Origin of the sequence: Agrobacterium sp. Ap1, assembly GCF_017313375.1 — a bacterium.
Lineage (GTDB): Bacteria > Pseudomonadota > Alphaproteobacteria > Rhizobiales > Rhizobiaceae > Neorhizobium > Neorhizobium cellulosilyticum.
In genome coordinates this window covers 99,598-113,915 of the sequence record NZ_JAFLMY010000002.1, presented here as the reverse complement: position 1 = coordinate 113,915, position 14,318 = coordinate 99,598, and the positions used below count along the sequence as shown (strand labels likewise).

The window sequence follows — 14,318 nt, the reverse complement described above, 5'->3', positions numbered from 1 at the left end:
GCATAAGACACACCCCAACCACACATGACGAAAGTTGAGCGATGAGCAGCCAGATCATTCCAGTGGAACCATTCGATTGCATCGTCTTCGGCGCAACCGGTGACCTTGCAGAGCGCAAGCTTCTTCCGGCGCTGTATCACCGGCAGATCGAAGGCCAGTTCACGGAGCCGACGCGGATCATCGGCGCGTCCCGTAGCGCGCTTTCCAATGAAGAATACCGCAAGTTCGCCGAGGATGCGCTCAAGGAGCATCTGAAGAAGGGCGAATATGACGAGGCTCAGGTCAAGGCCTTCTGCGAGCGCATCTTCTACATTTCCGTGGATGCCAAGTCCGATCAGGGCTGGGACAAGCTGAAGAAGATTCTCGACGAAGGCACCGGCAAGGAGCGCATTCGCGCCTTCTATCTGGCCGTTGCGCCGGCGATTTTCGGCGCGATTTCGGAAAAGATCCGCGACCACAAGCTGATCACCAAGTCGACCCGCATCGTCGTCGAGAAGCCGATCGGCCGTGACCTCGCCTCCGCGCTGGAACTGAACGACACGATCGGCAAGGTGTTCAAGGAAGAGCAAATCTACCGTATCGACCACTATCTGGGCAAGGAAACCGTCCAGAACCTGATGGCGCTGCGTTTTGCCAACGCGCTTTACGAGCCGCTTTGGAACGCCAACTATATCGACCACGTGCAGATCACTGTCGCCGAAGCTGTCGGCCTCGAAGGTCGCGCCGGTTATTATGACACGGCCGGCGCACTGCGCGACATGGTGCAGAACCATATCATGCAGCTGCTTTGCCTTGTTGCGATGGAAACCCCGTCTTCGATGAATTCCGAAGCGGTGCGTGACGAGAAGCTCAAGGTGCTGCGGGCGCTGAAGCCGATCACCGCCGACAATTGCGAAGTGATGACGGTGCGCGGCCAGTACCGCGCCGGTGCCTCCGCGGGCGGCCCGGTCAAGGGTTATCTCGAAGAGCTGGAAGGTGGCGTTTCCAACACCGAAACCTTCGTCGCCATCAAGGCCGAGATCGGCAACTGGCGCTGGGCCGGCGTTCCCTTCTACATTCGCACGGGCAAGCGCCTTGCGAGCCGCGTTTCGGAAATCGTGATTTCCTTCAAGCCTGTGCCGCACAACATTTTCGACACGGCAGCGGGCCGGATTTCGGCCAACCAGCTGATCATCCGCCTGCAGCCGGACGAAGGCGTCAAGCAGTCGCTGATGATCAAGGACCCAGGTCCGGGCGGCATGCGCCTGCGCAATGTTTCGCTCGACATGAGCTTTGCCGAAGCCTTCAACGCCCGCAGCCCGGACGCCTACGAGCGCCTGCTGATGGACACGATCCGTGCCAACCAGACGCTATTCATGCGCCGCGACGAAGTCGAAGCCGCATGGGAATGGGTCGATCCTATCCTCAAGGGCTGGGAAGAGACCGGACAGGTGGCGCAGGGTTACACGGCCGGCACCTGGGGTCCGAGCCAGGCGATTGCACTGATCGAGCGTGACGGCCGCACTTGGCACGAAGGCTGAAGACCATGGCATCGACTTTTCATGAGTTTGCCAATGGAGCCGATCTCGCCGAAGCGCTAGCCGACAAGGTTGCCAAGCAGCTTTCCGCAGCGATCTCGAAAAAGGGAGCGGCGTCCATCGCCGTTTCCGGCGGGTCGACGCCAAAACGCTTCTTCGAGGCGCTTTCGGGCAAGGATCTCGACTGGACTAAGGTTTCGGTGACGCTGGTCGACGAACGTTTCGTGCCGGCCGACAGCCCACGGTCCAATCATCTTCTGGTCGCAACGCATCTGCTCAAGGACAAGGCTGCGGCCACGACCTTCATCCCGCTCTATCACGAAGCGGCAACGATCGATGCAGCCGCGGAAATTGCAACCGGAAAGACGGCTTCGATCTGCAATCCGTTCGATGTCGCGATCCTCGGCATGGGCGGCGACGGGCATACTGCATCGTTCTTTCCGCGTGGCAATCATCTTGCCAAAGCGCTCAATCTTTCGACGCCGCGCGGCGTGATGACCATGGCGGCGGAAGGTGCCGGCGAAGAGCGGCTGACCTTCACTTTCTCCAGTCTCTCCGACGCACCGCTTCTGGTGCTGCATATCGAGGGCCAGGAGAAGAAGGACGTGCTGGCGAAGGCTGAAGCCGGATCGGACGAGAAGAACATGCCGATCCGCGCCGTACTCACCAGAGCGGTTTCACCGCTCGAGATCTACTGGGCGCCCTGAGGCACCTATCGTCCGCCTGGCGCTCGTCAGGCGGCAACACATTGACGAGACATGCAATCCCGGTGGCTTTGGCCTCTCCCAAGCCGGGATTGCCCGAAGGAGGTTTTGACATGGCGGCGCATTCCAGCATTCAGGCGATCACGGCAAGGATCATCGAGCGATCCAAACCGCATCGCGAGGCCTATCTCGACCGATTGCAACGGGCGGTCGCCAAGGGGCCGCACCGGGCGGTTCTTTCCTGCGGGAACCTGGCACATGGATTTGCCGTCTGTTCCCCCGCCGAGAAGGAGGCGCTGTCCGGAGACGTCGTTCCGAACCTCGGCATCATCACGGCCTACAACGACATGCTCTCGGCGCATCAGCCCTATGAGACATTTCCGCCGATCATCCGGGAAGCTGCCCGTGAAGCGGGCGGCATTGCACAGGTGGCAGGTGCGGTTCCGGCCATGTGCGACGGCGTCACGCAGGGCCAGCCGGGCATGGAACTGTCGCTGTTCTCGCGGGATACGATCGCCATGGCGGCCGGTATCGGCCTTTCCCACAACATGTTCGACGCTTCCGTCTATCTCGGCATCTGCGACAAGATCGTGCCTGGCCTGGTGATTGCCGCGCTTTCCTTTGGACACCTGCCGGCCGTGTTCATTCCGGCCGGTCCGATGACCTCGGGCCTGCCGAATGACGAGAAGTCGCGCATTCGCCAGCTCTATGCGGAAGGCAAGGTCGGTCGCACCGAGCTTCTGGAAGCCGAATCCAAGTCCTATCATGGTCCCGGCACCTGCACCTTCTATGGCACGGCCAATTCCAACCAGATGCTTATGGAGATCATGGGCTTCCATATGCCCGGCGCCTCCTTCGTCAATCCGGGCACGCCGCTGCGCGAAGCGCTCACCCGCGAAGCTGCGAAACGGGCACTCGCCATCACCGCCATGGGCAATGAATTTACACCGGCCGGCGAGATGATCGACGAGCGCTCGATCGTCAACGGCGTCGTCGGCTTGCATGCGACGGGCGGATCAACCAATCACACGATGCATCTGGTCGCAATGGCGCGGGCTGCAGGCATTCACCTGACCTGGCAGGATATTTCCGAGCTTTCGGATACCGTACCGCTTCTCGCCCGCGTCTATCCGAACGGGCTTGCCGACGTGAACCATTTCCACGCTGCCGGCGGCATGGGTTTCCTGATCAAGCAGCTTCTTCGCGGCGGTTATGTGCATGACGACGTGCGCACCGTCTTCGGTCACGGGCTGGAAGCCTATACGGTCGAAGCCAAGCTCGGCGCAGACGGCCAGGTGACGCGTGAAAGCGTGCCGGAGGTCAGCGGTGACCCGAAGGTTCTAACAACCGTCGACCAGCCGTTCCAGAAGACCGGCGGGTTGAAGATGCTTTCCGGCAATATCGGCCATGGCGTCATCAAGATTTCGGCCGTCAAGCCGGAGCGCCATGTGATCGAGGCACCGGCCGTGATCTTCCACGACCAGCAGGGCCTGCAGGATGCGTTCAAGCGCGGCGAGCTGAACCGTGACTTCATTGCCGTCGTCCGCTTCCAGGGACCGAAGGCGAACGGCATGCCGGAACTTCACCGCCTGACGCCCCCGCTCGGCGTGTTGCAGGACCGCGGCTTCAAGGTCGCCCTCGTCACTGACGGCCGCATGTCGGGCGCATCCGGCAAGGTGCCGGCAGCAATCCACATGACGCCGGAAGCTTCCGACGGCGGCGCGATCGCGAAAATCCGCGAAGGCGACATGATCCGTCTCGACGCGGTTGCCGGAACGCTGGAAGTGCTGGTGGACGCAGCGGAATTCGATGCCCGCACGCCGGCCGAAGCCGATCTTTCCGAAAACGAATTCGGCATGGGCCGCGAGCTGTTCTCCGCCTTCCGCCGCAATGTCGGCAGGGCTGATCAGGGCGCAAGCGTTTTTGCCTGAGGCACACGCTGCGGATCAAACAGCAAAAAGGCGGCCCGGTGGCCGCCTTTTTTGTGTCTATCGATCTATCTTACCAGGTGCGGATATCCATCTTGTGGTCCCGGTGCCTTGGATGGGTGGAGAAGACGAATATGCGGTTGAGTTCCTTATCGCTCAGCAGGCGCAGGAAGCGGACTTCGATCGTGTTGTTCATGTTGACGCGCATCAGGACACAACCGACCTTGTTGATGCGGGCATCGGGGATATCGAGATAGAATTGTTGAGGAAGATTATATTGCGTCAGCAGGCCAAGGACCGCGCCGCTCTGAGAAATCTGCACGACGTCGCAGCGGCGCTGCGCCATGTTGAGGACTGCCTTTTCGGTATATTCAATGCGGCCAGCATTCATCGTATCTTCCATCTTGAACCGCTGTTCGCGGTCATACATGAAAGACTCTTCCTTGTTCAGATAATGATTTTTGTTAATTGGCGCCGCACCCACGACTATACTCCTATACTTGCATGAGAAGACTAGGTGGTGAAGTTTAACAAGGGGTTGGCACGTCCCGTTTCAGCACAGGACAAATGGACGCTTCGCGAAATGTGGTGAACTCACCCTTACCGACGAGGGCATTGCGCCTCTCTTCGAAACGCGAAAACGAGCAAGCTAATTCCGCCAGCGCAAATCGGGACGCAGAAACGGCCTTCTCGTTTCACAGAGCCTTGATCAGACCCGATATGTCCTGCCTTCAGCATTAAAAAGATGCAGCTTTTGAGGAGCAGCCTTGAGGCGAACGATATCGCCCTTCGAAACATCGGACGTGCCGGGCAATTTGACGATGACCGGCTCTTCGCCGGCTCCGCCTTCGAGATAAAGCAGGGTCACCTCCCCCAGCGCTTCGACCAGCAAAACGCGGCCCTCAAAGAGGTAGTCGTCATTTATGCAAATCTCCAGATCTTCTGGACGCACGCCGAGACTTGCCTTCGCGCCCCTGTCGGCAGCGGGTACCGTGATCGGTACGCTCGTTGACTGGCCACCCTTGAGGGTGACCAAGGTTTCGGCGCCGGGTTCGCCGATCGTCACCGGCAGGATGTTCATTGCCGGCGAGCCTATGAAACGCGCAACGAAAAGATTGGCCGGGCGCTCGTAGAGCTCCAGCGGCGGCCCGACCTGCTCGATCTTACCAGCGGACAGAACGACGATGCGATCCGCCAGCGTCATGGCCTCGACTTGATCGTGAGTGACGTAGATCATCGTCGTGTCGGAAAGTTTGTCCTTGAGCTTGGCGATCTCGATGCGGGTCGCGACGCGCAGCGCCGCATCGAGGTTCGACAGGGGCTCGTCGAACAAGAAGACCTTGGGATTGCGGCAGATGGCGCGACCGATCGCGACACGCTGGCGCTGGCCACCGGAGAGCGCTTTGGGCAGACGTTCGAGATAGGGCGTGAGCTGCAGGATATCGGCCGCCGCGCGAACGCGGCGATCGATCTCGGTTTTGCTTTCGCGGGCGATCCGCATGCCAAAAGCCATGTTGTCGTAAACGGTCATATGCGGATAGAGCGCATAGGACTGGAAGACCATGGCGATGCCGCGGCGCGAGGGAGGAACTTCGTTGACGACCTCTCCATCAATCGACATCTCACCGGAAGTCACTGTTTCCAGCCCGGCGATCATTCGAAGCAGGGTCGATTTTCCGCAGCCAGACGGACCGACGAAGACGATGAATTCGCCCTGTTCTATTGTGAGGTCGATGCCATGCAGCACCTTGACCTGACCATAGGACTTGCGGATTTCCTTGAGCGTTACGCCGGTCATGACCGTCCTCCCCTGTTCCCTATCTCACGCGTGCCGTGCGAAGAACGCGCCCCACGCCGGCAGCTCGATCTGGCTGCCTTCAAGCGGCGTCTCGAACCCATGCCCTTCCAGCACTTCCCAGTTTCCGTCCGGCAATTCTGTCGATGAGGAATTAGGACTCATGTTGAACATGCACAGGATGGTCTCGTTGCCGTAGCGCCTCTCATAGGCGAGCAGCGGCTCTTCCATGGTCAGGAAGCTGATCTCACCCTTCGATAGTGCAGGAGTTGCCTTTCGGAAGGCGAGGAAGCGGCGGTATTGCTCAAGCACCGAGGCCGGATCACCGTATTGGGCGCTGACGGCCCTCAGCTGGTGTTCGACCGGGATGGGTAGCCAGGTACGTTCTGCCGTCGAGAAGCCCGCCTGCAGCGCCTGCGCATCCCAGACCATCGGTGTGCGGCAGCCATCACGGCCCTTGAATTCCGGCCAGAACTGGATGCCGTAAGGATCCTGCAGATCGGCATAGGCGATATCGGCTTCCGTCAGGCCCAGTTCCTCTCCCTGATAGATGCAGACCGAGCCGCGCTGGGACAGAAGGATGGCGGAGAGCATCTTGGCGTAGCCGTCGCGATCAAGGACCTCCTGGCCCCAGCGGCTGACATGACGCACCACATCGTGGTTTGAAAAGGCCCAGCAGACCCAGCCTTCCGGCGCTGCGGCCGCAAACGCATGCTGGGTTTCCTCCACGCGTGCTGGCGTCAACACATCTGGCGCCAGGAATTCGAAGGCGTAGCACATATGCATCTTGTCGCCGCCGGACGTGTATTCGCCGACGATCTCCAGCCCGCGCTGGCTATCGCCGACCTCGCCGACGGCGGCGATGGCGGGAAACTCGTTCAGCACGGCACGGAAACGCTTGAGGAAGTCGATGTTTTCCGGGCGGCTCTTGTCGTAGAGATGCTCTTGGAAGTTATAGGGATTGACCGCAGGCGCGGTGGAGGCGTTACGGCGCGAAGGGTCGAGCGCCGGATTGTCGCGCAGCTCCTTGTCGTGGAAATAGAAGTTGATCGTGTCGAGACGAAAACCATCGACACCACGCTTCAGCCAGAAGCGGGTCAGATCGAGCAGCGCATCCTGCACCTCGGCATTATGCAGGTTCAGGTCCGGCTGGGAGGTAAGGAAATTGTGCATGTAATATTGCATGCGCGTCGGATCCCAGTGCCAAGCGGATCCGCCGAAAATCGACAGCCAGTTATTGGGCGGTGAACCATCCGGCTTGGCATCCGACCAGACATACCAGTCGGCCTTGGGGTTGAAGCGAGAAGACCGGCTTTCGATGAACCAGGGATGCTGGTCGGACGAATGGGACATCACGAGGTCGATCATCACCTTGATACCGAGGCGATGGGCTTCGGCGATCAGGCCGTCGAAATCTGACAGCGTGCCGAACATCGGATCGACATCGATGTAATTCGAGACATCGTAACCGAAATCCTTCATCGGCGACGGAAAGAAGGGCGAGATCCATACGGCGTCGGCACCAAGCGCTGCGATATGCGGAAGGCGGGCGGTAATGCCCTTGAGGTCACCGATGCCGTCACCGTTGGAATCCTGAAAGGAGCGCGGGTAAATCTGATAGATCACGGCACCGCGCCACCAATCCCGGTCCGGGGCATTGCTGGGCGTCGCTGCGGCTTCTGCGGAAATGCTCATTCAATATCCTTGTTGGTTCTGGTGATCGTCCGCGGCCTCAGCCGCCCTTGACGGAGCCTGCCAGCAGGCCGCGAACGAGATAACGCTGCAGTGCAAAAAAGACGATAATCGGGACGATAATGGTGATGAAGGCGGAAGCGGTGAGGATTTCCCACTTTCCACCCATGGAACCGAGCAGCGCATTGAGTGCGCCTGTCAGCACCAGCTGGTCCTTGCCGGTGCCGAGGAAAACCATGGCAACGAGAAGGTCGTTCCAGGTCCAGAGGAACTGGAAGATGGAGAAAGAAGCCAGTGCCGGGAAAGACAAAGGCAGCACGATGCGGACGAAGATCTCGAAGTCGCTGGCGCCATCGACACGGGCGGATTCGATCACTTCCTTCGGCAGACCGGCGATGTAATTGCGCAGGAGATAGATGGCGAGCGGCATGCCGAAGGCGGCATGCGCCAACCAGATGCCAACATAGCTGCGCGACGCAATGCCGAAGAAGGCACCGATCTCGTTATACATCTTCAGCAGCGGGATAAGCGACATCTGCAGCGGCACGACGATCAGGCCGACAACGACGGCGATGATGATCGCGCGGCCGGGGAACTGCATCCATGACAGCGCGTAGGCCGCAAAAGCCGATATCAGGATGGGGATGATCGTTGCCGGGATGGCGACGGTCAACGAATTGATGAAGGCCTGACCGATGCCTTGAGAGGTCAGAACCGTGCGGTAATTATCGAGCGTGAAGGACGGCGGCTGCGCGACGGAAAGATAGACACGCTTGCCGCGCTTGTCCGTGAAGGGCGCGTTCTTGGAATAGACATAAGTGCCGTCCTCATTGACGGTCAGCGTCTCGCCGTCGCCAAGATCAGCAGCTTCACCGGCTGTAAATTCCGTCGGGGCGGCGACTTTGGTGCCGAAGGCGCGGACGCTGCCTTTCGGGCCGGTATCGGCGCCATCGAAGACCGAACCGGAAATCACGTAGTTGGGGCCGTCCTGTCTTGCGGTCGAAGGCTCGCCGAGTCGGGCCGCACTGGTTTCGGCTGCTCCGCTGAAGGCCGTCCACCAGCCGGATGAGGCGATCTGGCCCGGCTCTCGCAAGGACGTCACGAGAATGCCGATCGTCGGGATGAGCCAGAGGATGCAGATGACCAGAACGGAGAAGTGAACGATCAGGCGAGGCAAGCCGATACGGCGGAGATTTATCGCTGCGTTCATGTCAGTGCCCTCCCCGGTCTTCGCTGGCCTGGCGGATGTTCCAGATCATGATCGGTGTGACAGCCGCCATGATGACGAGCGCGATGACGGCGCTTCGACCGCTGTCACCACCGCCGCGGAACATCCAGTCGAACATCAGGTTCGCCAGCACCATCGTGTTCCACTGGCCGTTGGTCATGGTCAACACGATGTCGAAAACCTTCAGGACGAGGATGGTGATCGTCGTCCAGACGACCGCGATGGTGCCCCAGATCTGCGGCACCATGATCTTCCAGAAAATCTGCCAGCCATTGGCGCCGTCGATGACCGCTGCTTCGATCGTCTCTTCGGGGATGCCACGGAGTGCGGCTGACAGGATGACCATGGCGAAACCGGTCTGGATCCAGATCAGGATCGCCATGAGGAAAAAGTTGTTCCAGATCGGCATGGCGATCCAGACCTGCGGATCGCCGCCAAAGAACTGCACGATGGCGTTGAGGAGGCCGATCTGGGTGCCGTCTGCGCCGCGGTATTCGTAGATGAATTTCCAGATCACGGAAGCACCGACGAAGGAGATCGCCATCGGCATGAAGATCAGGCTTTTTGCGATATTGCCCCACCATATGCGGTCGGTGAGCACCGCGATGACCAGGCCAAAGAAGGTGCAGGCGGCAGGCACGACGGCAAGCCAGAGGATGTTGTTGAAGATCGACTGGCGGAACTGTGCGTCGGTCGCCGCCCACCAGTAATTGGCCAGCCCGACAAAATTGCCGCCTGACCTGTCATAGAAAGACAGGATGAAGGTCGCGATGACGGGATAGACGAGGTAGACGATCATCAAGAGCAGCGCGGGACCGAGGAACAGCCAGGGCCGGATCGCCGCGTGGGTCTTCAGATTGGCCGAGATCCTCTGCACGTCACCCGAGCGCACCGGCAGGATGATCTGCAGCAGCTTGTCGGATAGCCAGTAATAGAGCGCACAGGCAAACACGCCGGCAATTACCGCGCCGAAGGCCGATACGATCTGCGATGCCATGCTGCCCCTCCCAATCTGTGGCTTAAGCGCAGACATTCGTCTGCTTGGCCCCTCACCCTAGAACGTGCCCTGCGCAAAGGCCGAGATTATCGAGACGTTGCGCCTTGCTTCCTTCTCCCCGCATGCGGGGAGAAGGTGCCGGCAGGCGGATGAGGGGCCGCCGACATAATCGAGAGAAGAAGTTTCTACTTCAACCCGTCCCAGGCTTTCTGGATTTCACCTGCGGCCGTCTTTGCATCCTTGCCGCCGACATAGTCGATCATGCCGGTCCAGAAGGCGCCGGCGCCGATCTTGCCGGGCATCTGGTCGGAGGCGTCGAAGCGGAAGGTGGTTGCCTTTGTCAGTAACTCGCCCTGTTTCTTGAGGACTTCGTTGGCGTAGGCATCGAGATTGACGCCCTTATATGGTGTCAGGAACGAGGCCTGCGCCATCCACACTTCATGGGCGATCGGCGTTTTCAGGAATTCGATAAAGGCCTTGGCGGCAGGACTATCCTTGGTGACGGCGAAGAATGTGCCGGCGCCCAAAACCGGCGTGCCAAGTTCAGGCTTGGAGGCATAGGTCGGCATGTAGAAGAAATCGGCATCCACACCAAGTTCCTTGTCCGGCGGGAAGAAGGACGGGACGAAGGATGCCTGATGATGCAGGTAGCATTTCGGCGGAATGTCGAAGAGGCCCTTGGGGCTGTCGCGGAAATCGGTCGAGGCAACGGCTGCCACGCCGCCAGCGACATATTTCTCGTTCTTGGCGAACTTGCCGAATTCCTCGATCGCGCCGACCACGGCCGGATCGTCGAACTTCACTTCGTTCGATACCCACTTGTCATAGGTTTCCGGCGTCTGGGTGCGCAGCATCATGTCCTCGACCCAGTCTGTCGCCGGCCAGCCTGTTGCGCCGCCGGAACCGAGACCGATGCACCATGGCACCCCGCCATCCTCGACGATCTGGTCGGTCAACGCGATCAGATCCTCCATGGTCTTGGGGATTTCATACCCGGCTTCCTCAAAATTTTCCGGTACGTACCAGACCATGGACTTGAGGTCGGCCTTGAAGGGGAAGCCGAAGTAACCTTCCTTGCCATCCTTGCCCTTGTAGGTGCCGTAGCGAACCCAGTCTTCGCCGGAGCCGTAATTGGTCTTGACCCAGTCGGCGTTTTCCTGGCCAAGCGAGGTGAGAAAACCCTTGGTGGATAGATCAGCCAGAAGGCCCGGCTGTGGGATGATGGCGATGTTGGGCGGTGACCCTGCCTGGGTATCGATGACGATCTGCTGCTCGTAGTTTTCGGAGGAGGAGTATTTACCGTTGATGCCGGTGGCAGCGTTGAAATAGGCAAGCACGCTGTTGAACAGCACCTCGTCCTCGCCGCGCCACGGACCGAACAGGGTCAGGTTCTGGCCCTTGAGGTCGGCATGCGCAGCCTTGAAATCCTCATAGCTCTTCCAGTTGAACTTGGCATCCTGGCCCGGCGGAAACTTCAGTTCCTGCGCATGTGCCATGCCTGCGATCAAGGCCACCGCAGCGGTGCCGATCCAAACAGAAGTCCTCATCAAATCCTCCTCCCTCTCAAAATCGTTTAAGTCGACCTGAAAGATTGCCACATGCGACGACGTGGCAACCGGAGTGATGATTTAACGCTCCCGCTGAGGAATCAAGGGGCTATCGTGCAACCACGGCGCGACAAATGTGCAAATTTTAGAACTTCGGCACGGGTAGGCTGCAGGCGCGGTGTGCGGCGATGACGGTGTTGGCCATCAGCATGGCAATCGTCATCGGCCCGACGCCGCCCGGAACGGGCGTAATCGAGGCAGCAACCTCCGAGGCTTCGGCAAAAGCGACGTCGCCGACGAGCTTGGTCTTGCCCTCACCCTTTTCGGGAGCCGGCACGCGGTTGATGCCGACATCGATAACGGTTGCGCCCGGCTTGACCCAGTCGCGCTTGACCATTTCGGCCCGACCGACAGCTGCGACGAGAATATCGGCATTGCGGCAGACGGAAGCGAGATCCCTGGTTCGCGAATGCGCCATGGTGACGGTGGCATTGGCTGCCAGAAGAAGCAGACCCATCGGTTTGCCGAACAGGTTGGAACGGCCGATGACGACGGCATTGAGACCCGAAAGGTCTTCACCATGGACGCGCTTGACGAGCAGCATCGAGCCGGCCGGAGTGCAGGAGATGAGGCCGGTATCGAGGTCGCCCGTGGCAATCTTGCCGGCATTGGCGATGTTCAGGCCATCGACGTCCTTTTCCGGCAGGATGGACTGGATGATGGCATCGCTGTCGAAATGTTTCGGCAGCGGCAGCTGGACGAGAATGCCGTGAACTGCCGGATCGGCGTTGAGCGTGTCGACCAGTGCCTGCAGTTCTTCCTGCGTCGTCTCTTCCGGCAGTGTGTGCTGGATGGAGTTGAAGCCGCATTGCTTGGCCATCTTGCCCTTGGAATTGACGTAAGCGTGGCTTGCCGGATCTTCGCCGACGATGACGACCGCGAGGCCCGGCTTGATACCGGTTTTGCCTTCCAGCGATACGGATGCTTCGGTTACGGCGGAAATCACGGAAGCGGCTGCTTCCTTGCCATCGATCACAAATGCCACGGTGAACTCCTCGCTTCTCAGCGTCAATTTAGGGGATCGGCGGAGGGCCGATTGCCCGTGCACGCCCTATGCTGTCCAGATCAGGCAAATGCAAGGAGTTTATGCCGGGTGGCGCTTGATCAGCCCGTGGCCTTCAGCTGACGGGCAGCGTGTTCGACCACCAGTTCGCGAAGCTCGGCGAGTTCGCGCTGCAACTTGAGCAGCTCTTCCTGATCATAGTCAACGGCGTCATCCCAACGCTGCCAGCTCTCCTCGCCGCGACGTGTCCGGGACTCATCGACCAAGGCTGCAACATGCGGCGGCAGATCCGTCTCTTTCAAGGTCATCCGGTTTTCGATGAGCAAGGAACGTATCCGATCGCCGAAAGCGGTATCGTTTGCAGCCAGCCGTTCCTCGACCGGATCGTCAGCGGGAAGGCGCTCATTGTGGCCATGTTCATAAAGCAATGCGCTTTCATCAATGGCGTGCGCCGCGGCAGGCTCGACCTGCAGATCGTGCTCGGGCAAGTCCAGTTGAACGGGCATATCTTCGAATTCGGTCGCAAGCTGCGACTGACGCCGATAACGCAGCGCCGACAACAGGAGACCGGCAAGAAGCCCGAGGAGCGCCCCGAGACCTGCAAGCCTGATCAGGTCGGGACCGAGACGCTCCGCTAAATCTGGCGATGCAGCGCGCAGAACAGGCGGGAGCGAGACGGCAACTGGCCTGGATGAAGTGGATGCCGCTTCGATCTTATCGAGGTTATGGCGGGCCTCTTCGGCTGAAGCATGAAGCGATGAAAGCTGTGCGGCCGTGTCGTTCAACGGCCTGTCCGCGTCGAGAGCCGCCTTGCGATCCTTAAGCTCGGCAAGGGCCTTCGTCGTTGTAGCAAGATCATCCTTGAGCGAGGCCACAAGCTGGCGCAATGCGCTGCCGATATCCCGTTTGGCACCGTCGAGAGCGCCCTGAGCCGCCACCAGCCGTGGATGAAGCGGACCAAGATTGACCGCGAGCTGCTGGACGGCAAGCTCCGCCTGCACATAACGTTGCCGTTCGTATTCAAGACCCGTAAATTCCAGGCTGTCGGGAAGCGGCTTGGCAAGTACATCGGCGAGCTTCATCGACGACGCCATCTGCTGCTTTTCAGCCACGTCCGCAAGATGCCGTTCGGTATCGGAGATATCGGTCTCAAGCTTGCGACGCTCGTCCTGCAACGACTGCAGTTTTGCGCGCGTGCCTTCATCCAGCTTGCCGACAAAACCTGTGAGCGCGGATTCGGCCCTGGCGGCCGCCTTGCGCATCGCATCCACCTGCGGGCTTGGCGTTTCACCAATATTCGCAACAAGCGAGCGCCGGAGTTCGCTTGCCAGCTGATTGGCGATAACAGCGGCTGTCTGGGGATCATCTGCCTTGGCACCGAGCACTATTCTGGCGCCGGCAGCGTCGTAAGAAACGGACATTGCATCGCGTAATTTCTGGCGGGCGACTTCCTCCACCTGCGAAACCGTCGTCACCTCACCCGAAACAACTTCGGAGACAACACGGGCTATGCTGGGGCGGTTTTCCTCTACGCTTTCAAGGTTGAGGGCGCGAATGACATTGTCCAGCACCGTCTTGGAACCCAGCTCTTCGATGGCGGAATGGATCGCCTCGCCGTGCTGGGTGGTGACTGCTACCTGCGTCTCGGCTTTAAATTGGACGCCTTGGAGCTGCATGGCGACAAAAGGTATGGTGATGCCGAAAGCCGCTGTCATTGCCAGCGCCGGACTAAATGCCAGGAAAGCTGAATGGAGCCGGCGAAAGATCGACGGCATCCCGTCGGGCGCTTGCCTGTCCTTTGCATCGGCATACATTGCTCACCACCTCTGCGCGCAGCGGAGCCGACA

Annotated in this window: 11 protein-coding genes; 3 read left to right on the top strand and 8 right to left on the bottom strand. The window is 59.8% G+C overall.

Translation table 11 applies throughout. From position 1 onward, the window contains the following. The first annotated feature begins 41 nt into the window (after positions 1-41). The 3 genes from zwf to edd all read left to right on the top strand — a co-directional run bounded on the left by zwf (position 42) and on the right by edd (position 4,152). Positions 42-1,520, top strand: a complete 1,479-nt coding sequence (zwf, locus tag JZX87_RS03950) for a glucose-6-phosphate dehydrogenase (protein ID WP_148148122.1) — start codon at positions 42-44, stop codon at positions 1,518-1,520. Positions 1,521-1,525: 5 nt separating this feature from the next. Then, on the top strand, positions 1,526-2,224 hold the full coding sequence (gene pgl / locus JZX87_RS03945; protein WP_206824052.1) for a 6-phosphogluconolactonase: 699 nt from the start codon (positions 1,526-1,528) through the stop codon (positions 2,222-2,224). A 110-nt stretch (positions 2,225-2,334) separates the two neighbouring features. Beyond that, on the top strand, positions 2,335-4,152 hold the full coding sequence (edd, locus tag JZX87_RS03940) for a phosphogluconate dehydratase (RefSeq protein WP_206824045.1): 1,818 nt from the start codon (positions 2,335-2,337) through the stop codon (positions 4,150-4,152). Between the two features lie 70 nt (positions 4,153-4,222). Here edd and JZX87_RS03935 read toward each other — a convergent pair whose 3' ends face one another. The 8 genes from JZX87_RS03935 to JZX87_RS03900 all read right to left on the bottom strand — a co-directional run bounded on the left by JZX87_RS03935 (position 4,223) and on the right by JZX87_RS03900 (position 14,285). After that, positions 4,223-4,579 (bottom strand): hypothetical protein, encoded by a 357-nt coding sequence (locus JZX87_RS03935; protein ID WP_183684951.1) that lies wholly within the window; start codon positions 4,577-4,579, stop codon positions 4,223-4,225. A gap of 279 nt (positions 4,580-4,858) precedes the next feature. Beyond that, positions 4,859-5,947 carry an ABC transporter ATP-binding protein gene (locus JZX87_RS03930; protein ID WP_206824043.1) on the bottom strand — a complete coding sequence of 363 codons (1,089 nt, stop codon included), beginning with the start codon at positions 5,945-5,947 and terminating at the stop codon, positions 4,859-4,861. A gap of 24 nt (positions 5,948-5,971) precedes the next feature. Continuing rightward, a complete protein-coding gene (gene bglA / locus JZX87_RS03925; protein WP_206824041.1) occupies positions 5,972-7,639 on the bottom strand; it encodes a beta-galactosidase BglA in 1,668 nt (555 codons plus the stop codon). A 37-nt stretch (positions 7,640-7,676) separates the two neighbouring features. Continuing rightward, entirely contained in the window at positions 7,677-8,846 is a 1,170-nt protein-coding gene (locus tag JZX87_RS03920; protein WP_183823268.1) for a carbohydrate ABC transporter permease, read from the bottom strand. A gap of 1 nt (position 8,847) precedes the next feature. Beyond that, entirely contained in the window at positions 8,848-9,861 is a 1,014-nt protein-coding gene (locus JZX87_RS03915; protein WP_206824039.1) for a carbohydrate ABC transporter permease, read from the bottom strand. Positions 9,862-10,046: 185 nt separating this feature from the next. Next, a complete protein-coding gene (locus JZX87_RS03910) occupies positions 10,047-11,408 on the bottom strand; it encodes an ABC transporter substrate-binding protein (protein WP_206824037.1) in 1,362 nt (453 codons plus the stop codon). Positions 11,409-11,553: 145 nt separating this feature from the next. Beyond that, positions 11,554-12,453 (bottom strand): bifunctional methylenetetrahydrofolate dehydrogenase/methenyltetrahydrofolate cyclohydrolase FolD, encoded by a 900-nt coding sequence (gene folD / locus JZX87_RS03905; protein WP_183823275.1) that lies wholly within the window; start codon positions 12,451-12,453, stop codon positions 11,554-11,556. Positions 12,454-12,572: 119 nt separating this feature from the next. Next, positions 12,573-14,285 carry a GumC domain-containing protein gene (locus JZX87_RS03900; RefSeq protein ID WP_206824035.1) on the bottom strand — a complete coding sequence of 571 codons (1,713 nt, stop codon included), beginning with the start codon at positions 14,283-14,285 and terminating at the stop codon, positions 12,573-12,575. Positions 14,286-14,318: the final 33 nt, after the last annotated feature.